The organism is Nonomuraea spiralis, from assembly GCF_014648435.1.
In the GTDB taxonomy this organism is placed as follows: domain Bacteria; phylum Actinomycetota; class Actinomycetes; order Streptosporangiales; family Streptosporangiaceae; genus Nonomuraea; species Nonomuraea spiralis.
This window is the reverse complement of record NZ_BMRC01000021.1, coordinates 1-19141: the sequence shown is the minus strand read 5'-3', so window position 1 is coordinate 19141 and position 19141 is coordinate 1. Positions and strand designations below refer to the sequence as shown.

Annotated in this window: 17 protein-coding genes; 9 read left to right on the top strand and 8 right to left on the bottom strand. The window is 73.0% G+C overall.

From position 1 onward, the window contains the following. Positions 1–74: 74 nt before the first annotated feature. Positions 75–2093 carry a hypothetical protein gene (locus IEZ27_RS37635; RefSeq protein ID WP_189651641.1) on the top strand — a complete coding sequence of 673 codons (2019 nt, stop codon included), beginning with the start codon at positions 75–77 and terminating at the stop codon, positions 2091–2093. A 6-nt stretch (positions 2094–2099) separates the two neighbouring features. Here IEZ27_RS37635 and IEZ27_RS37630 read toward each other — a convergent pair whose 3' ends face one another. The 4 genes from IEZ27_RS37630 to IEZ27_RS37615 all read right to left on the bottom strand — a co-directional run bounded on the left by IEZ27_RS37630 (position 2100) and on the right by IEZ27_RS37615 (position 5624). Beyond that, complete coding sequence (locus IEZ27_RS37630) at positions 2100–2708, bottom strand: GNAT family N-acetyltransferase (protein WP_229824713.1); 609 nt, start codon at positions 2706–2708, stop codon at positions 2100–2102. Next, positions 2705–4189: an APC family permease gene (locus tag IEZ27_RS37625; RefSeq protein ID WP_189651640.1), complete on the bottom strand. Its 1485-nt coding sequence runs from the start codon at positions 4187–4189 to the stop codon at positions 2705–2707. The genes IEZ27_RS37630 and IEZ27_RS37625 overlap by 4 nt, the downstream gene beginning before the upstream one ends. A 20-nt stretch (positions 4190–4209) precedes the next feature. Further along, positions 4210–4842 carry a GOLPH3/VPS74 family protein gene (locus tag IEZ27_RS37620; protein WP_185844999.1) on the bottom strand — a complete coding sequence of 211 codons (633 nt, stop codon included), beginning with the start codon at positions 4840–4842 and terminating at the stop codon, positions 4210–4212. Positions 4843–5129: 287 nt separating this feature from the next. Beyond that, complete coding sequence (locus IEZ27_RS37615) at positions 5130–5624, bottom strand: hypothetical protein (protein ID WP_189651639.1); 495 nt, start codon at positions 5622–5624, stop codon at positions 5130–5132. A gap of 116 nt (positions 5625–5740) precedes the next feature. On the opposite strand from IEZ27_RS37615, the gene IEZ27_RS37610 reads away from it, so the two are divergent. The 3 genes from IEZ27_RS37610 (at position 5741) to IEZ27_RS37600 (ending at position 9886) form a co-directional block, all read left to right on the top strand. Beyond that, complete coding sequence (locus tag IEZ27_RS37610) at positions 5741–7201, top strand: alpha/beta hydrolase (protein WP_189651638.1); 1461 nt, start codon at positions 5741–5743, stop codon at positions 7199–7201. A 161-nt stretch (positions 7202–7362) separates the two neighbouring features. Further along, on the top strand, positions 7363–8982 hold the full coding sequence (locus IEZ27_RS37605; RefSeq protein WP_229824712.1) for a carbamoyltransferase C-terminal domain-containing protein: 1620 nt from the start codon (positions 7363–7365) through the stop codon (positions 8980–8982). A 112-nt stretch (positions 8983–9094) separates the two neighbouring features. Next, positions 9095–9886, top strand: coding sequence for an N-acetylmuramoyl-L-alanine amidase (locus IEZ27_RS37600; RefSeq protein ID WP_189651636.1), 792 nt, complete (start codon positions 9095–9097; stop codon positions 9884–9886). Here IEZ27_RS37600 and IEZ27_RS37595 read toward each other — a convergent pair. Continuing rightward, complete coding sequence (locus IEZ27_RS37595) at positions 9883–10509, bottom strand: TetR/AcrR family transcriptional regulator (protein ID WP_189651635.1); 627 nt, start codon at positions 10507–10509, stop codon at positions 9883–9885. The two genes, IEZ27_RS37600 and IEZ27_RS37595, sit on opposite strands and share 4 nt — an antisense overlap. A 101-nt stretch (positions 10510–10610) precedes the next feature. Between IEZ27_RS37595 and IEZ27_RS37590 the strand changes: the two genes are divergently transcribed. Further along, a complete protein-coding gene (locus tag IEZ27_RS37590; RefSeq protein WP_189651634.1) occupies positions 10611–11711 on the top strand; it encodes a serine hydrolase domain-containing protein in 1101 nt (366 codons plus the stop codon). Positions 11712–11733: 22 nt separating this feature from the next. On the opposite strand, the gene IEZ27_RS37585 is transcribed toward IEZ27_RS37590, so the two are convergent. Continuing rightward, positions 11734–11919 carry a hypothetical protein gene (locus IEZ27_RS37585; RefSeq protein ID WP_125641270.1) on the bottom strand — a complete coding sequence of 62 codons (186 nt, stop codon included), beginning with the start codon at positions 11917–11919 and terminating at the stop codon, positions 11734–11736. Between the two features lie 198 nt (positions 11920–12117). On the opposite strand from IEZ27_RS37585, the gene IEZ27_RS37580 reads away from it, so the two are divergent. The 3 genes from IEZ27_RS37580 to IEZ27_RS37570 all read left to right on the top strand — a co-directional run bounded on the left by IEZ27_RS37580 (position 12118) and on the right by IEZ27_RS37570 (position 14343). After that, complete coding sequence (locus IEZ27_RS37580; protein ID WP_189651633.1) at positions 12118–13077, top strand: NAD(P)H-dependent flavin oxidoreductase; 960 nt, start codon at positions 12118–12120, stop codon at positions 13075–13077. A gap of 193 nt (positions 13078–13270) precedes the next feature. After that, entirely contained in the window at positions 13271–13423 is a 153-nt protein-coding gene (locus tag IEZ27_RS37575; protein WP_189651632.1) for a hypothetical protein, read from the top strand. Between the two features lie 101 nt (positions 13424–13524). Continuing rightward, entirely contained in the window at positions 13525–14343 is an 819-nt protein-coding gene (locus tag IEZ27_RS37570; protein ID WP_189651631.1) for an SAM-dependent methyltransferase, read from the top strand. On the opposite strand, the gene IEZ27_RS37565 is transcribed toward IEZ27_RS37570, so the two are convergent. Beyond that, positions 14337–15491: an FAD-dependent monooxygenase gene (locus IEZ27_RS37565; RefSeq protein ID WP_229824710.1), complete on the bottom strand. Its 1155-nt coding sequence runs from the start codon at positions 15489–15491 to the stop codon at positions 14337–14339. The genes IEZ27_RS37570 and IEZ27_RS37565 overlap by 7 nt on opposite strands. 67 nt (positions 15492–15558) lie before the next feature. Further along, complete coding sequence (locus IEZ27_RS37560; protein ID WP_189651630.1) at positions 15559–18648, bottom strand: BTAD domain-containing putative transcriptional regulator; 3090 nt, start codon at positions 18646–18648, stop codon at positions 15559–15561. A 293-nt stretch (positions 18649–18941) separates the two neighbouring features. Here IEZ27_RS37560 and IEZ27_RS37555 point away from each other — a divergent pair. Then, on the top strand, positions 18942–19141 hold a 200-nt coding region (locus IEZ27_RS37555; protein WP_229824571.1), incomplete at its 3' end, for a hypothetical protein.

Sequence of the window (19141 nt, the reverse complement as noted above, 5' to 3'; positions counted from 1 at the left end):
TCAAATCTGTGACGCCTCACAAATCTGAACGGCATTCCGTGAAGCCATTGACGGCGGCGCGAGCACGATCCACCATGGCCCGAACCCCCGGCCTCGATCAGCTTCCCGAGGTGCCCGTGCGCGTCCTTCCCCGTCTTCTCACCGTCCTCGCCCTGGCCTGCGCGACGCTCACGACGCCACCCGCGTCACCGGCGTCGGCGGCCCCGGAACCGTCCGGCTGCGATCCCATCGACCCGGCCGCCTGCCTGCTCCCGTTCCCGAACGACTGGTTCACCGTCGCCGACCGGGGCACCGCCACGGGCCGCAGGGTGGCCTTGTCGGCCGGTTCGACGCCGGTCTCCGCCGCGGGCGTGCCGATCGCGCCCGGCGAGTGGAACAGGAACGACGGCTTCTCGCCCGGCTCGATGTTGCTGGCCAGGGTGCCGGGGCTCGACCTGGCCAGGACCGGGGCCGCGCCGATCACCGACATCGGCCGGTCGCTGGACCGGAACGCGCCCATCGTGTTGCTGGACACCGCGACGGGGGAGCGCTGGCCGTACTGGGCCGAGCTGGACGCGAACGCGCCCGCCGACCGCCAGGCGCTGATCGTCCGTCCGGCCCGCAACCTGCGTGAGGGCCACCGGTACGCCGTCGCCCTGCGTGACCTGCGCGACGCCGCCGGCGCCCCGATCCCGCCGAACGCCGCCTTCGCCGCCGTGGTCGGCCCGCCCCTGCCCCCGGGCCACGACCTGTACGACCGCCGCCGCGCCCTCCAGCCCACGCTGTCCGCGCTGCGCCGGGCCGGCGTCGGCACCAGCGGCCTCTACCTGGCCTGGGACTTCACCGTCGCCAGCGCCCGCAGCCTGGCCGGTCCGGCGCTGGCCATGCGCGACGACGCCCTGCGCGCGCTGCGCGGCCACGCGCCCGCGTTCGAGGTCACGGCGGTCACCGACCTCACCCCTGAGCAGGACGCCCAGATCGCCCGCCGGGTCGAGGGCACCGTCCGCGTGCCGAGCTACCTCGACCGGCCGGGTGGCCCGCCCGGCTCGGCGCTCAACCGCGGCCCCGACGGCCTGCCCGCCCGCCTGCCCGGCAACGAGCAGGTCGCGCCCTTCCGCTGCGAGATCCCCCGCGTCGCCTTCGACCGCCCCGCCCGCCCCTCCCTGTACGGCCACGGCCTGCTCGGCAGGCATTCGGAGGTCGGCGCCTCGAACGTGAAGACCATGGCCCAGGAGCACGGCTTCCTCTTCTGCGCCACCAAGTGGATCGGCATGGCCGACGAGGACATCCCCCACGTCGTCACCGTCTTCACCGACATCTCGCGCTTCGGCACGATCCCCGACCGCACCCTCCAGGGATTCCTGAACTTCATGTTCCTGGGCCGCGCCATGACCGCCCCCGACGGCTTCGCCGCCCACCCGGCCTTCCGCACCGCCCGCGGCCGTCCCCTGATCGACACCCGCAAGGGCCTCGTGTACGACGGCAACAGCCAGGGCGGCATCCTGGGCGGCGCGCTGGTCGCGTTGTCGAAGGACATCGAGCGCGGCGTGCTCGGCGTGACCGGCATGAACTACAGCACGCTGTTCAACCGCAGCGCCGACGCGGCCCCCTTCCAGGCCGCCCTCGACCGCGCGTACCCCGACAAGCTGGACCAGCAGCTCATCCTGGCCCTCATGCAGATGTTGTGGGACCGCGGCGAGGCCGGCGGCTACGCCGCCCACCTGACCGACCAGCCCTACCCGGGCACGCCGCGGCACTGGGTGCTCATGCACGTGGCCTTCGGCGACCACCAGGTGGCCACGGTCACCGCCGAGGTCGAGGCCCGTACCGCCGGGGCCCGGCTGCTGACCCCGGCCCTCGCCCCGGGACGCAGCCCGGACGCCGTGCCGTTCTGGGGCATCCCGGAGATCCGCGGCCGGGCCTACCCGGGCTCGGCCCTGGTGATGTGGGACAGCGGCGCCCCCGCGCCGCCGCTCACCAACACACCGCCCACGCAGGGCGAGGACCCCCACGAGAAGCCCCGCAGGACCCCGGCCGCCCAGCTCCAGAAGTCGGTGTTCCTCAAGACCGGCGTGGTCGCCGACGTCTGCGACGGCCCGTGCGTCGCGAGCTGACGCCGGTCACGGACTGACGCCGGGCCGCCACATAGGCCAGAACTGGGCGCCGTTCGGCAGCGCGAACGGCTCCTCGGCCCGGTAGCCGTGGCGGGCGTACAGGTCGCGGCTGCGGGCGCTGCTGGCCTCCAGGTACGCGGGCGCGCCGTCCAGCAGGGCGTGGTGGCGGCGCAGCAGTGCCGTGCCCAGGCCGGCGCCCTGATCGTCCGGGTGCACGGCCAGGAGCGCCAGGTGGTGGTACGGCGGCTCCGGGTGGTGGCGTTCGAACAGCTCGTCCAGCAGCCGGAACCGGTCGGCCCACCGGCCGGTGGCGGCGGCGAGGCGGCGGTCGTAGTCGGGCGGCTCGGGCGGCGGCGCCTCGGCGGTGTGCGGCAACCAGACCGCGACTGCCCGCCCGTCGCCGACCAGGTCGACCTCGCCGTGCTCGATGGCGTGCGAGACGAGGATCAGGAAGTCGGCCACCATGATCTCGTGCCGCCCGGCCGGCTCGGGCACCAGGTACGACACCGCGGGCAGCGGCGCGAACGCGGTCGCCACGAGTTCGGCGACCGCGCCGGCGTCCCCGGCGGACGCCCGGCGCACGTCCCGCGCGACGACCTCCCGCGACCGCGTCAACGGACCGCCTCCGGCGTGGCGGCGGCCTTGGCGCCCATGCCCACCAGCGAGTACACGCCCGGCTGCCCGCTGCGCAGGACCAGCGCCCAGCCCACGCCGAGCAGGGCCGCGACCGCGTACACGACCGGCAGGATCCACGCGAGCGGGTCGCCCGCCGGCACCCCGAGCAGCGTCGAGAAGTTGTCCAGCGCCAGCCACACCATCACCGCCAGCGCCAGCGCGGCGGGCACGGGCGCCAGGATCCGCCGCGAGAGCGCCTCCCCGCTCGGCTGCCGGACGAAGAAGACGACGATCGCGACCGAGGTCACGAACACCAGCAGCAACACCCCGAACCCGCCGAACGAGCCACCGTAGAAGAAGAGCTGCACCAGCGGGTCGAGCCCCAGGACCGCGTAGACCACGATGACGACCAGCCCGAGCACGGTCTGCGCGATCGAGCCCGAGCGGGGCGCGCCGCTGCGCGGCCGGGTACGGCCGAAGAAGGCGGGCAGCACCCGCTCGCGTCCGAGGGCGAAGAAGTACCGGGCGGTGGTGTTGTGGAAGGAGATCATGGCGGCGAACACGCTCGTGACGAAGAGCACCCGGGCGATGTCCACGACCGTCCCGCCGAGGTGCTGGCCGGCGATGTTGAAGATCGTCTCGGCCTGGTCGCGTTGTGCGGCGGCCACGATGTTCGCCGGACCGGTGGCGACCGTCATCGCCCACGACGACAGGGAGTAGAGCCCCGCGATGATCGCCACCGACGCGTACGTGGCCAGCGGCACGGTACGCCGCGGGTCCCGGCTCTCCTCCGAGAACACCACGGAGGACTCGAACCCGACGAACCCGAGTGTCGCGATGACCAGCAGCGCCCCCACCCCCGGCACGAACAGCGCCGCGGGCGACAACGTCTCGGCGGAGAACCCGGACGGCGCCGGGTTGGCCAGGTCGGCCACGTCGAACAGCAGGATGACCGCCACCTCGGCGGTGAGCAGGACGGCCAGCAGTCGCCCGTTGACGTCCACCCGCATCAGGCCGAGCACGCCCACCAGCGCCCAGGCGACCAGCGAGATCACCCACCAGGGCGGCGCGCCGCCGAACCACCGTTCGAGCAGTGGGGTCGCCGCCGTGCCGAAGGCGCCGTACAGGCCCACCTGGAGGGCGTTGTAGGCGATCAGCGCCACCCACGCCGCCGCGATGCCCGCGGGACGGCCGAGGCCGCGGCTGATGTAGGTGTAGAACGCCCCGGCGTTGGCCATGTGGCGGGCCATGGCCACGTACCCGACCGCGAACACCGCCAGCACCGCGCCGACGACCAGGAACGCGATCGGCAGCCCGGTGATCTCGGTGACGGCGTACCCGGTGGTGATCACGCCGGCGACGACGGTGAGTGGCGCGGCGGCAGACAGGACGAAGTAGACGACCGAGGGCGCGCCGAGGCGGTCGGCGGCCAGGGCACCCGCGATGGGGTCGGGCCCGGTGCCGGATCTCGCGGAAGGCATCGGATTCCTTTCTGGGGGGTTCAGGTGCGGTAGGTCAGGACCGCGTCGCCGACGGCCGCGCCCACCTGGCGGCCCAGGTCGCTCAGCGGCTGGGGCATCGCGGCCAGCACCGTGGTCAGGTACTGGTGGGCGCCGCGCCGGTCGGCCGGGTCCTCGACGACGATGTCGGTCAGGTCGCAGGCCTCGGCCAGGGCGGCCAGGGCCATGTCGTACGGGGTCAGCGGCTGCCACTTGACCAGCGCCAGCCTCAGCCGTGCGGAGGGCCACATGGCCCGGCTGAAGTCGGTCGAGAAATAGCGGAATTGTTTACGCTTGAGCAGCCTCGGGGATTCGCGTTCGAGCAGGCCGTTCGCCATCAACCGCCCGGTCACCTCGGTGACCGAGCGTTGTGCCAGGTACGCCAGCCAGGTTCGCACATCGGTGTGCTGCGGGGAATTACCGATTTCGGTCAGCACTTTTCCGGCCAGCTCGTCCTGGACCCTGCGCCCGTCGACCACCCGCAGCCGGACCCCTTCCACGGCGATCCGCTGCTCCAGCACCAGTTCCGCGATCAGCGCCCCGGCCAGGCCGAGCGCCACGCCCGGGGCATGCAGGCGAGGCTTGCCCGAGCCCGTCGCGTCCCAGGAGACGAAGAAGAAATCATCGGCAAGCACGTTAAAATCGGCCCGCTCACTATAGGAATTGGTGGATGACCGGTTCAGGAAGCAGCGCGTAGCTGCCAGCGGCAATTTCTACCAAGAACCACATCTCCGGGCTAGACCCTATTTATCAGGAAATAAAAAAACACCGGCTTCGCGGAGAAGCCGGTGCCGCCCGATCGAGGGCCCATCAGCCGATGATCGCCTGATGACAGAGCTGCCGCGCCCGTACCCGGACCCGGTGCGCGCCCGCCGCCGTGAGCCGAGCGAGGAAGATCACTTACGGCATTTCGGTCGGGTCGTCAGTTCGCGCAGTCCTGCTTGTCCAGGGCCAGGCCCATCTCGTAGATCTTGCCGTGGCGGAGCAGGAAGTAGTAGTACGCCTTCGGGTTGCCCGGCACGTCGGCGTACGGGTAGCCGCTCGCCGACGTGCGCAGCTTCTTCGCGTACGCCTGCTTGAGCTGGGCCTGCGTCGAGCCGACGCCGATGCCCTCCGGAGTCCTGACGCCCTTCGGCGCGAAGATCATCGCGACGCCGACGTTCTTGGAGATGTACAGGCCGACCGCGTCGCGGCTCGTCCTGTGGGCCTTGAGGTCCCAGCCGGAGCAGGCGTCCGAGCCGGGGGCGGGCTTGCGAACGATCTTCCCGGTGGCCTGGGCGGCCTTGGCGCTCATGCCCAGCGTGATCCCGCCGTACCCGTAGGGGCCGAACGAGGGGGCGGCGAGCGCGGGGGAGGCGATCCCGGCCAGCGTGAGGCCCGCCGCGAGGGTCACCGCCGCGAATGTGTGCTTCGTCATACAGGGTTTGACCGCTCGCCGGGCCCACAAGTTCTGTCCGGTTCATGAGGAGATCACGGTCGATCGATGATCACGTCCATGGTGGGGTGATCGCTCCGGACGGCAGGCTTGTCGCCATGAACTCCGCCCTCGCGCTCGCCGCCCTGCTCACCTTCACCCCCGCCCCGACCGCCCCGACCGCGGCCCCCACCCCGACCGTGGAATGGGGGACCTGCGCCGGGATGTCCGGCCTGGACGCCCGGCAGGAGTGCGCGACCCTCCAGGTCCCGGTCGACCACGCCGCCCCGGCGGGTGACACGTTCTCCATGGCCGTCTCCCGGATCCGCACCGCGCGGCCCGGCCTGCGCAGGGGTGTGCTGCTGCTCATCCCCGGCGGCCCCGGCAGCCCCGGCCTGTCGCGTCCCAGCACCATGGTGAGCCGCCTGCCCGCCGAGGTGCTCGACCGCTACGACATCGTCGGCTTCGACCCGCGCGGCGTCGGCCGCAGCGCCCCCGTCACCTGCGGGCTCACCGACGCCGACACCACTCTCACCAAGCTCAAGCCCTACCCGGCGGCCGACGGCGACATCAGCGAGAACGTGGCCTGGTCGCACCGGCTCGCCGAGGCGTGCGCGCGCAACGGCGGCCCAATGCTGCGCCACATCACCACCCGCAACGCGGCCAGGGACATCGACGCCATCAGGCGCGCGCTCGGCGAGCAGAAGCTCTCCTACTGGGGCGTCTCGTACGGCACCTACGCCGGAGCCGCGTACGCCACGATGTTCCCCGAGCACACCGACCGGGTCGTCCTGGACAGCAACGACGACCCCGACCCCACCAAGGTCGCCAGGGGATGGCTGGCCAACTACGCGGTCGGCGTCGAGGACAGGTTCCCCGACTTCGCCCGCTTCGCCGCCGGCCGCGACGCCGAGTACGGGCTCGGCGCCGACCCGGCCGAGGTCCGGCGTACCGTGCTGGACCTGGCCGCCCGCCTGGACCGCGAGCCGCTGCCCTGGCCCGGCGCCAACCCCGCCCGGCTCGACGGCAACACGCTGCGCGAGACCATGCTCACCGCGTTCTACTCCGACGCCGGATTCCCGGGGCTGGCCGCCCTGATGAAGGCCGCGCTGACCGGCGCGACGCTGCCCGCCCCCACCTCGCCGCCGCCCGCCGCGCTGCAGAACACCGCCGCAGTGGCCGGGGCCACCATGTGCAACGACGTGGAGTGGCCCGCCTCGACGGTCCGGCACCAGCGGCTGGTGGACCGGAACCGGGTGGACTACCCGCTCACGGCGGGCATGCCGGTCAACCTCGGGCCGTGCGCCTTCTGGCCGTACCGGCCGGCTGAGCGGCCCGTACGGGTGACCGCCAAGGGGCCGTCCAACGTGCTGCTGGTGCAGAACCTGCGTGACCCCTCCACGCCGCACAGCGGCGCGCTGAAGCTGCGGGCCGCCTTCGGCGACCGGGCGCGGATGGTCAGCGTGGACGCCGGCGGCCACGGCAGCTACCTCGCCAACGGCAACGCCTGCGGCGACAGGACGGTGACGGAGTTCCTGGTCACCGGCCGGCGTCCGGCGACGGACACGCTCTGCCGCTGACGTGTCCGTTACGCGGTTGAGGGATGGTCTTGTCCGAAGCCCGGGTACTGGTGCCGATGATCACAGCGCAGGAGGCACCAGAAATGGCGGACGTTCCCATCGTTGTCGGTATAAATCGTACTCAGGATGGTTCTGTTGCCGTCGCTGCGGGTGTGTCGGGCATGTACAGCCTGCAGAAGGAACGCATCAGCCGGCGCAAGCACCACTGGGGTCGTCTCGGTGACCTGCCGGACCTGTACCTGCCCGAGATGCCGCTGCTCAAGGAGCCCGTGGACCTCGTGGTGGAGGGATACTCCTCCGACACCGAGATGGAGCACAAGGACGCCTACGAGGAAGAGCTGCGCGAGACCCTGAGCCTCAAGGAGGGCGCCCGCGTCGTCCAGGTCTCGCACCATCTCAGCCACGTCTACAGCGCGTTCCCGCCCTCGCCGTTCGAGCGGGCGGCGGGCCTGGTGATCGACGCCCAGGGCAGCCGGGTACGGGACTTCACCGAGCCGGTACGGCTGCCGAAGGGCACCAGGGACGACATGGTGGAGGTCGCCTCCTTCTACCGGTGCGAACGCGGCGGCGAGATCGAGTGCCTGGCCAAGCAGCTCTGGGACGGCGACTGGGCCCGCCCGGCCGGACTCGGCTGCTTCTACGCGCTGCTGACCAAACTGCTGTGGCCCGAGGGCGAGGGCAACGAGGGCAGGGTGACGGGCCTGGCCCCCTTCGGCGACCCGTACGTGTACGGCCTGCCCGACCTCGACGTACGCGGGCACGAGGTGTTCATCCCCGAGGAGTGGATCGAGACGTTCGCCCAGCGGGACGCCTACCTCTACGAGCCGGGCGGCGAGCGCTTCGCCCGCGCGGCCGACCTGGCGGCGGCCGGCCAGCGCGTCTACGAGAACGCCCTCGCCCAGGTCGTCGCCTGGCTGCACGGGCAGACCGGCCTCGACCGGCTGGCCTTCGCCGGCGGCGCCGCGCTCAACTGCTCGGCCAACGGCAGGATCGTCCGCGAGTCGCCGTTCCGCGAGGTGTTCATCCCGCCCAGCCCGCACGCCGGCGGCACCGCCGTGGGCTGCGCACTCTACGGCCTGATCGAATGCCTCGGCGTCGAGAGCGGCTTCCGCTGGACCGACGACTTCCTCGGCCCCGACCCGGACGAGAACGAGATCACCGCCGCCGTCCGCAGCCTGCCCGACGGCCTGGTGGCCGAGCAGCCGGACGACCTGGTCGGCGCGATGGTGTCGCTGCTGGAGAGCGGCCGGGTCGTGGCCCTGCACCAGGGCCGCAGCGAGTCGGGCCCGCGCGCGCTCGGCAACCGCAGCATCATCGCCGACCCGGCCAGGCCGGACATGCAGGACTACGTCAACTTCGAGGTCAAGGGCCGCGAGTGGTTCCGCCCGCTGGCCCCGCTGGTGCTGGCCGAGCACGCCGGGCGCCTGTTCGACATCGACCGCCCGGCCCCGTTCATGCAGTACTCCGCCGACGTGCGCCCCGAGCACCGCTCGAGCCTGCCGGGCGTGACCCACGTGGACGGTACGGCGAGGCTCCAGACCGTGGAGGAGTCCGCCACGCCGTTCCTGCACGCCCTGCTGACCAGGTGGCACGAGACCACCGGCTCCCCGGCGCTGATCAACACCTCGCTCAACGGCCCCGGCCACCCGCTGACCGAGACGCCCGAGCAGTCGATCGACACCCTGCTCTCGACGGGCCTGCACGCCCTGGTCATGCCGCCGTACCTGATCCGCAAGCGGGACGAGCCGCCGGTGCCCGGCGCGGACTGGGACCGGGACTAGCCGAGCCCGGCGGCGCGGCGCCCGTCCGGTGAGATCCAAATCCAGGTCATTGTTCTCGCAGGCCAGAGCGGGTGGCGAGGTCGCCGGGCCCGTCCCGGTTACGGTCGGTCGCATGCGCGTTCACCTGGTCGTCCCCGTGACGCTGACCGCCCTGGCCGTGTTGTCGGCGGCCTGCGGCGGCGGCGGCGTACGGGCCACCCAGGGGGTGGTCGTGACCTCCCTGTCGCCGTCGCAGGGGACGCGCGCGCTGGCCGGGAAGATCGTCGTACTCGACCCGGGGCACAACGGGGGCAACGCCTCCCACCCCAAGGAGATCAGCCGCCCGGTCGACATCATCACCGGGCGCAAGCCCTGCAACACCGCCGGCACCCGGACCGCCGCCGGCTACCCGGAGCACGCCTTCACCTGGGACGTCGCGCGCCGCCTGAAGCCGATACTCGAAGGCATGGGCGCCAAGGTGGTGCTGACCAGGCCGGACGACACCGGCGTCGGCCCCTGCATCGACGTGCGGGCGGCCATCGGCAACAAGGCGCGGGCGGACGCCGTCCTGTCCATCCACGCCGACGGCGCGGCACCGAGCGGCCGGGGCTTCCATGTGATCCTGCCGGGGCTGGTGCCCGGTCACAACGACGCGATCATCAAGCCGTCCAGGAAGCTGGGCGTGGCCGTCCGGAACGCCTTCCGCGACGGCACCGGCATGCCGTACGCCACCTATGTCGGCGAGCAGGGCCTGCAGACCCGCACCGACCTGGGCGGGCTCAACCTGTCCACCCGCCCGGCGGTGTTCATCGAGTGCGGCAACATGGCCAACCCAGGGGACGCCGCCAAGATGTCCGACGGCGAGTTCCGCGAGCGCATGGCCGGTTCGCTGGCCGCCGGGCTCAAGCAGTATCTGGCCGGTTAGCCGCCGTAGGCCCGCAGGAACGCCTCGGCCGCGGTGTCGGCGATCCGGCCGAGGTCGGCCTCGGTGTAGTGGTCGCCGCCGCCCGAGAACATGACCTTGTTCACCGGGATCCACAACAGCAGCCCGACGAAGTGGTCGGCGGCGAGCTGCGGGTCGTCCATGGGCCGCAGGCCGTGCCCGGCCAGGCGCCCGAAGGCCGTGGCCAGGGTCTGGAGCGACCGCTCGAACCCCTGCTGGTACCAGGTGCGGCCGAGGTCGGGGAAACGGTCGGCCTCGGCGATGATCAGCCGCCGCAGCCGCAGCACGTCGGGCTGCATGATCGCGCCGAGGAACGCGCGGGCGAGCTTGCGCAGGCCCTCGTCCAGGTCATGGCCGTCCTCCAGGGACGCGGTGACGAGCTTGGCCAGGCCCGCGATCTGGTCGGTCGTGTCGAGGATGATCGTGGTGAAGAGTTGTTCCTTGTCACTGAAGTGTTTGTAGACGGTCTGCTTCGAGACCGAGGCGATCGCGGCCACCTCGTCCATGCTGGCGCCCACGTAGCCGTTGCGCAGGAACACCGCGTGCGCCGCGTCCAGGATCTGCCTGCGCTTGCGTGCGGTACGCCCGTCCTCTTCCGCCGCCATTGGCGCCACCTTTTCGATCACTTGTTCCCACAGTACTGGACAGTTCCGTACTGATCTGAGTACTGTACCGTCCAGTTCCAGAACCGGGCAGGAGTTTCGACATGAGTGACCTTCAGAAGCAGGTGCAGGAGAACGCCGACCGGCTCGTCGAGTCGGGCGCCGAGCGCGGGCTCCAGGTGGCCGTCTACCGGGACGGCGTCCAGATCGTGGATGTGGTGGCGGGCGTGGCCGACCCGGCGACCGGCCGGCCGGTCACCTCCGACACGCCGTTCTACAACTTCTCCATCGGCAAGGGCGCGACCTCGGCCGTCGCCCACCTGCTGGCCGAGCGCGGCCTGTACGGCTACGACACCCCCGTCGCCGAGCTGTGGCCGGAGTTCGCGAGGAACGGCAAGGAGGGCGTGACCGTCCGCCACGTGCTGAGCCACACGGCCGGCGTGCCCGGGGTGCCGCTCGACACCACGCCCGAGGACGTCTGCGACTGGGACAAGATGGTCGCCGCGCTGGAGAACGCCGAGTTGTGGTGGGAGCCGGGCACGAAGATGGGCTACCACGCCTACACCTTCGGCTTCCTGGTCGGCGAGATCGTCCGCAGGGCCACCGGCAAGCGCATCTCGCAGGTGTTGCTGGAGGAGGTCTCCGGCCCGCTGGGCGTGGCCCGCGAGCTCTACTTCGGCATGCCCCAGGAGGAGCAGCACCGCCTGGCCACGCTGGAGGACGTGCCCATGGACCCGTCGGCGTTCGGCGACATGCCGGCCGACCTGCCGATGTTCAAGGCCGGCCCGATGGAGCTGATGCCGACCGCCGCGCTCGGCAGCCGGCCCGACTACCTGACCGCCGACATCCCGGCCGGCGGCAAGACCTCGGCCAGGGCGATCGCCCGCATGTACGCGGCCCTGCTCGGCGAGGTGGACGGCGTCCGGCTGATCTCCCCGGAACGGCTGCGTGAGGCGACCGCGGTGGCCTTCAGCGGCCCGGACGAGGTCTTCGGCATGCCCTCGACATGGGGCCTCGGCTTCACGATCGGGCTGCCCGGGGCCTCGCCGCAGGAGAGCGCGACGGCGTTCGGCGTCGGCGGGGCGGGCGGCAGCTACGCGTGGGCCGACACCGCGTCCGGCACCGCCGTCGCCCTCACCAAGAACCGGCTCACCAACGACTTCACCGCCGTCGGCGAGCTGGCCGCCCTGGTGGCCCGGTCCTGACCACCCGCCTCCCGCGCGGAGGTCAGCCGTCGCGGCACAGCGGCTTGCCGCCGACCACGCAGGCGATGCCGTCGAGGTCGCAGCTCAGCAGGGTGCCGTCCATGCCGAGCACGAGCACCAGATCGCGCCGTGACCGGTGGGCCAGCATGATCCGGCCGACGACCCCGTTGTCCAGGACCACGGTCGGGCGGGCTGCAGCGCTGTCCATGTGCTGGTGACTCCCTTCGAGGTTCACAACAGGCCACGCGCCGGACCCGTCCCCACCAGGATGCACAAGCACCCGCCTCCGGCGCATCGGTCAACCGGCCCTACTTTCGTACGGATCCTGCGTTGTCCCCCTCGCGCCACGCTCTTGGACGTCGTGGTGCGAGACTGGCCGTAGCGGGTGAGGCGGAAGGGGAGCGGCGTGCGTACGTGGCTGACCGAGCGGTTCGGGCTGACGGTGCCCCTGGTGAGTGCCCCCATGGCGGGAGTGAGCGCGGGCCGGCTGGCCGCCGCCGTCTCCGCGGCCGGCGCGCTCGGCATGATCGGGGTCTCCTCGGCCACCCCCGCCTCCTGGATCGAGGCCGAGGCCGCCGTCGCCGCGCGTGGCGGGCGGCCGTACGGGATCGGGCTCATGGCCTGGGCGCTGCCCGGCAATCCCGGCCAGTTCGAGGCCGTGCTCGCGGCCCGGCCGCCGCTGGTCTCCGTGAGCTTCGGGCCGTACCAGAGGTACGTGGAGGAGTTGCGGCAGGCCGGCGTCACGGTCGTCACGCAGGCGGGCACCACGGACGAGGCCCGCGCGGCCGAGCAGGCCGGCGTGGACGCGGTCGTCGCGCGCGGGTCGGAGGCGGGCGGCCACGGGCGCGCCGAGGTGGGCACGCTGCCGCTGCTCCAGAGCGTGCTCGACGCGGTGCGGATCCCGGTGCTGGCGGCGGGCGGCATCGCGACCGCGCGCGGGCTGGCCGCCGTGCTGGCGGCGGGGGCCGAGGGGGCGTGGGTCGGCACGGCGTTCATGGGGTGCGCGGAGACGGCGCTGTCCGGCCCCGCGGCGGCCCGCGTGCTGGCCGCGACGGAGACCGACACCGCCTACGGCCGCGTCTTCGACGTGGCCCAGCGCCTGGACTGGCCCGCGGAGTACGGCGGCCGGGCGCTGCGCAACACCTTCTTCGACCGCTGGGCCGGCCGCGAGGCGGAACTGGCCGCCGACGAGGAGGCCGCGGAGCTGATCGCCGCCGCCCGCCGCGACGGCGACTTCGACACCGCCTGCGTCTACGCGGGCGAGGCCGTCGGGATGGTGCGCGAGCGGCGTACGGCCGCCGACGTGGTGGCCGGCTTCGCCGAGGCGGCCACGCTGCTGGGCCGCTTCGCCCCGCCCGGCGGATGACGCCGCTCCCGGCCTGATGCATCCTCTTGTGCCATGACATTTCAGACGTTGCCCGCCGCGCACTCCGAGACCGCCGGGCCGGAGACCGCCGGCGCGGCCGGGCGCGTACTGAACCGGGGACGGGAGCAGCCGTGGCTGGCCGCCGGGGTGGGCGCCGCGCTGGTGGGCTGGATGACGCGGGGGGGCCGAGGGGGTGCACGACCGCGGCGAGGCCAACCTCGTGCTCCAGCTCACCGGGTTCTCCAACCAGTGGGCCGAGGTCCGCGACGACGCGACCATCCTGAGCAGGATCGAGCTCGATCCCGAGTTCGAAGACCCCCGCTCATGCGGCTACGCGGCGAAGTAGAACGCGTTCTGTTGTGTCGGACCGCCGGAACTTCCCGGTCGCGCCGGAAGTTACCGAGTAGTATGACCAGCGAACAGCGGTAGGCGAGGAAATGGGTTGCCATGTCTGAGCTAGAACGTGTTCCTCCCGGAGTAGACCCAAATGTCCCAAGTTCCGCCCGGGTGTACGACTACTTGCTCGGCGGCAAGGACAACGTCGCCGTCGATCGCGCGGTCGCCGAGAAGCTGCTGGCCGTAGCGCCCGAGGCCCGCGCCGTCGCCAGGGCCAACCGTCGTTTCCAGATCGAGGCGGTGCGCCACGTCGCCCGCCAGGGCGTGCGCCAGTTCATCGACCTCGGCACCGGCATCCCCACCTCGCCCAGCATCCACAAGACCGTCCGCCGGGTGAGCCCCGCCTGCCGGGTGATCTACGTGGACCACGACCCGGTGGTGCGCCTGCACGCCCAGGTGATGCTCGCCGACCAGCCGGGCGTCGCCAGCATCCAGGCCGACCTGCGCAAGCCCGCCGACATCCTCGCCGACCCGCACGTGACCGGCCTGATCGACTTCGAGCAGCCGGTCTGCGTGCTGATGGTCGGCGTGCTGCACTTCGTCATGGACGCCGAGGACCCGCACGGCATCGTGGCCGCGTTCAGGAAGCACATGGTGCCCGGCAGCCATCTGGTGCTCTCCCACGCGATGGCCGAGAGCTCTCCCGAGGCCATCGCCCAGCTCACCCTCTCCACGGCCGGCACGCCCGCCCAGGGCGCGTTCCGCCCCCATGGCGAGGTGTTGCGGTTGTTCGAGGGGTTCGAGCTGATCGGGCCCGGTCTGGTGCCCGTCCAGGACTGGCGGCTCGGCGACGGGGACGACATCCCCCTGGTGGACGGCCCGCCCCGGATCCGCCTCGACGCGGGTGTGGGCCGGGTGACCGTTCAGTAGTTCTTGAGCTTGATGTCCGTGGCGAACCTGTCGGTCAGCTTCAACATCAGGCTGAGCAGGAAGCCGAACTTGAAGGTCCAGTTGCGCATGCGGATCCGGGCGGGGGTGCTGGGAGCCAGGAAAGGGCCCGCGTTGCCGCTCTTCGCGACCTTGGCGTAGCCGCGCATCTGGCGCTCGTACTCGGCGAAGGCCACGCGGTGGTCGCCGCCCGCCGCGGCCAGTTCGCCCGCCAGCACGTACGCGCCCACCACCGCCAGCCCGGTGCCGAAGCCGCCCAGCGTGTTGCCGTACGCCGCGTCGCCCAGCAGCGCCACTCGGCCCTGGGCGTACCGGTCGATGCTCACCCTGCTGATCGAGTCGAGGTAGACGTCCTTGGCGCCGCGCACCGCGTCGAGGACCTGCGGCGTGCGCCAGCCCATCCCGGCGTACGCCCGCGTCAGGATCGCCTTCTGCTGCTCGACGTCGTAGCGGTCGTAGTCGAGCTGCGGGGAGGCGAACACGAAGAACGCCGGCGCCTTCGGCCCGCCGACCGCGACCATCCTGCCGGGCTCGTTGTAGATCCGGCCGTCGGGGCCGAAGTCGGCGTCCAGCTCCACCAGCGCGTAGTAGTGGCCGAGGAAGTCCACGCAGTCGGACTCGGGGCCGATGGCGAGCCTGCGGACGTTGGAGTGGATCCCGTCCGCGCCCACGACCAGGTCGAACGTGCGGGGCGCCGAACGTTCGAAGGTGACGTGCACGCCGCCCGGGGTCTCGGTGAGCGAGGTGATGGAGTCGCCGAAGACGTACTCGCAGGAGGAGGCGGTGCGCTCGTACAGCAGCCGGGCCAGGTCGCCGCGGCGGATCTCGATGTCGCCGCCGCTGAACTCGCCGGGCATGACCGCGAGCGTACGGCCGGAGGCGTCCACGAACTGCTGGTCGGCGCCGCCGGTCTGGAGGCGGCGCACGTCGTCCAGGATGCCCATCCGGGTCAGGACCGTGTGGTGGGTCTCGCCCTTGAAGTCCACCGCCTGGCCGCCCTCGCGCAGGGCCGGCGCCTTCTCGACGACGGTGACGTTGCAGCCGTGGCGGGCGAGCCAGTAGGCCAGCGCGGGGCCGCCGATGCTGGCGCCGGAGATGAGGACGTTGCTGTTCTTCAGGGTGCTTCTCATGCCGGCAAGCCTCGCCGGGAGCGCTGACAACCCGGCGACGACCGGCTGACAGTCCCCGGGACGCCCGTCAGGTGAGGAGCGTGGACTGGGCCTCGTCCCTGGTCATCGCGGCGCCGCGGGCGTACAGGGCGGCGAAGCGCTCCGGGCCGAGCGCGGCCGTGGCGGCGGCGGCCGTCGCGGCGACGTCCCGGTCGCCGGTCACCGCCATGCCGCGCAGCGCCACCCCGATGCCGAGCAGCAGCGCCGCCCGTTCCGGCGGGTCGTCGAGCAGGGCGGCCCCGGCCAGGCCCTCGACGGCGTCGGCGAGGTCGCTGCTGACCGGCGAGTGCAGCACGGCGGCCACCGCATCCCGGTGCAGGGCCGCGGCCTCGGCCGCCTCGCCCCTGGCCTGGGCCAGCCGGCCCAGCGCCGTGGACAGCTGCGCCCCCGTGCCCCCGGCCGCCGGGGCGCCCTGGGTGGTGACGGCCAGCGCGTCCCGCAGCCGCTCGCCGGCCTCGCCGAGATCCCCCTCGATCCTGGCCAGGTCACCCAGCCGTACGAGCACGGCCGCCGTCAGCTCCGGACGGCCCAGCTCGCGGGCCAGCTCGCGGGCGCGCAGGAAGTCGGCCCTGGCCGCCGCCGTGTCGCCCGCGCGCAGCCGGGCGTCGGCCCGCCGGAACAGCACGTCCACCAGCTCGTCCAGTGCCCCGAGCTCGTCGAGCAGTCCCAGCGCCTCCGCCCACAACTCCATCGCCCGCGCCCACTCGCCGCGCCAGCCCGCGATCACCGCCAGCCAGTCGAGCCCCTGCGCCTTCCCCCAGCGTTCGCCCAGCGCGCCGAACTCCGCCAGCACGATCTCCAGCTCCCGCTCGGCCGTCACGATCCCGCCGTCCAGCAGCTCGAGCAGCGCCTCGCTGAGCCGGCCGAGCGTCCGGCTCCACGGGTCGCCGCCGAGCTCGCGTCGCCGCGGCCGGTCCGCGCTCCGCTCGGGCGGGCCCGCCGTCATGCCCCACAGCGCGGCGGCGAACGGGTGCCGTACCGGCCGGTCCGGCTCCGTCGTGATCTCGACGGCCCGCCTCCAGTGCGGTGACTCGGTCCCGGGGACGGCGTGCAGGACGGCGAGCAGGTACTCGTCGGTCAGGTCCGGCGGCGGCTCGTGGCCGATCGCGTCGAGCAGCCGCCTGGCGGGCTGGACGGCCTGACCCCTGCGCCCGCTCAGGTACCAGTACATGGCCAGGGCGGAGATCAGCCGCAGCGCCGCCGGCGGGTCGTGCTCGACGTCCCAGCGCAGCGCGGCCTGGAGATCGGCGTCCTCGGCCCCGAGGCGGGCCAGCCATTCGAGTTGCTCGGCGCGGTAGAGGTGGGGTTCGGCGCGCTGGGCGTGCTCAAGGTGCCAGGCGGCGTGCGCGGCGCGCATCCGCTCCTCCTCGCCGGCCTCGGCCAGCCGCTCGGCGCAGAACAGCCGGATGGTGTCGAGCATCCGGTAGCGGTCTCCGGCGGTCTCGACCAGCGACTTGTCCACCAGGTCGGCCAGGAGCACCGCGCTGTCCTCGCCGCACACCCGCTCGACCGCCTCCAGGCGCGCGCCGCCCGCGAACACCGAGAACCGCCTGGCCAGCACCTGCTCCTCGGCGTCCAGCAGGTCCCAGCTCCACTCCACCACCGCGTGCAGCGTCCGGTGCCGGGCGGCCGCCGTACGGTCGCCGCGCGACAGCAGCCGGAACCGGCCGTGATCGGCCAGCCGCGCGGCGATCTCCGCGACGGCGAACGTGCGCACCCGGGCCGCGGCCAGCTCGATGGCCAGCGGCAGGCCGTCGAGCGCCGCGCAGATGCTCAGCGTCGCGTCGAGGTCGAGCTCCAGCCCCGGCCGTACGGCGGCGGCCCGATCGGCGAACAGCCTGACCGCCGGGTAGGCGAGCGCGTCGCCGGCGGCGGTGCCCGGCGGCGGGGTGGCGAGCGGCGGGAGCGGGACCAGGTGCTCGCCGGTGATGCCCAGCGGCTCCCTGCTGGTGGCCAGGACACGCACGCCGGGACAGCCGGCCAGGAGGCGGCGGGCCAGCGTGGCGGCCTCGGCGACGACGTGCTCGCAGTTGTCCAGGACGAGCAGCAGGTCCTGCTCGGCCAGGGCGGCGACCAGCCGTTCGGTGTAGTCGGGCAGGCCGGGGACGGACGGGCCGAGCGCCGACTCGCGCAGCCCGAGCGCGGCCAGCACCAGCAGCGGCACCTGCTCCTCCGTGCCGGCCGGTGACAGGTCCGCGAAGCACACCTGCGTGCCCCCGTCGCGGGTGGCGGCCTCGACGGCCAGGCGGGTCTTGCCGGTGCCGCCCGGCCCGGTGATCGTGACCAGCCGCGCCTCGCGCAGCGCGGCCAGCCGGGCCAGCTCCTCCTCGCGGCCCACGAACGTGGTGAGCTGGGGCGGCGGCGCGGACCGCGTGGCGTGCGCGCGCCGCTCCTCGCCCCGCAGGATCGCCAGGTGCAGTGCCGACAACTCGGGCGAGGGGTCGGCCCCCAGCTCGTCGGCGAGCAGCCGCCGCGCCTCGTCGTAGACCGCCAGCGCCTCGGCCTGCCGCCCGGCCGCGTGCAGGGCGCGCATCAGCAGCGCGCGCGGGCGTTCCCGCAGCGGGTGGGCGGCGACCAGCTCGCGCAGCCCCGCCGCGGGCTCGGCCTCGGGCAGGTGGAGGTCGGCCTCGTACAGGTCCTCGCGGGCGGCCAGGCGCAGCTCCTCCAGCCGGTCGGCCTGTCCGGGCGCGTACGCCGCCTCGCGCACGTCCGCGAGCGCCGGGCCGCGCCACAGGTCCAGGCACTCACCGAGCGTGGCCGCCGCCGCCGCGTGCCGGCCGGCCACGAGCAGCCGCCGGCCCTCGCGGGCCAGCCGCTCGAACCGGTGGGCGTCGACGTCCTCGGGCGGGACCGCCAGCCGGTAGCCCGCGCCGTGGAACTCGATCAGGCCGTCGGGCAGGTTGCGCCTCAGCCGGGAGATCTGCGCCTGTACGGCGTTGGCCGCGCCCGCCGGTGGGCTCTCGCCGTACTGGGCGTCGATGAGCCGGTCGACGGCGACCGTACGACCGGCCTCCAGCAGCAGCAGGGCGAGCAGGGCACGCGGTCGGGGACCGCCCACGGCGATCGGGTCGCCGCCGGTCGGCCGTACCTCCAACGGGCCCAGGATGCCGAACTGCACGTGTCCGATTGTCCAACACCGTGAGTACTCGCCGCACGTGCGGAGGTGTGACCAGCCGTAACGGAAATGTCGGTATGCCTACCGATGAACATACGTATTTTCGAGCCGTCAGCAAACGCTTAGCGTCTGGCGGCAACAAGGCGAAACGGTCCGCTTGCTCTCCCGTCACCCTTTATCACCCCCCACATTTCCCTCACACCCCACGACCCAGGAGACCCCTGACCGTGTGGTGGCCCACACCCGCCCAAAGGCGGCAACGGCCCGAGGGAGCCCGCCGAAAGGAGCACCACAGCGTGAAACGCACAGCCTTACTCGCGGCGGTCGCCGGCCTGGCCACAGCCGCGACCCTGACGCTGCAGCCCTCACCCGCGAGCGCCGCCCCACCCGGCGTCCCCCCGGCCCAGCAAGGCACCGGCGCCCCCCGCGCGGCGGCAGACCCCGCCTCCCTGGCCGCGGCAGTCGCCGACAAGGCCGTCTCCAGCCAGGTCGACAA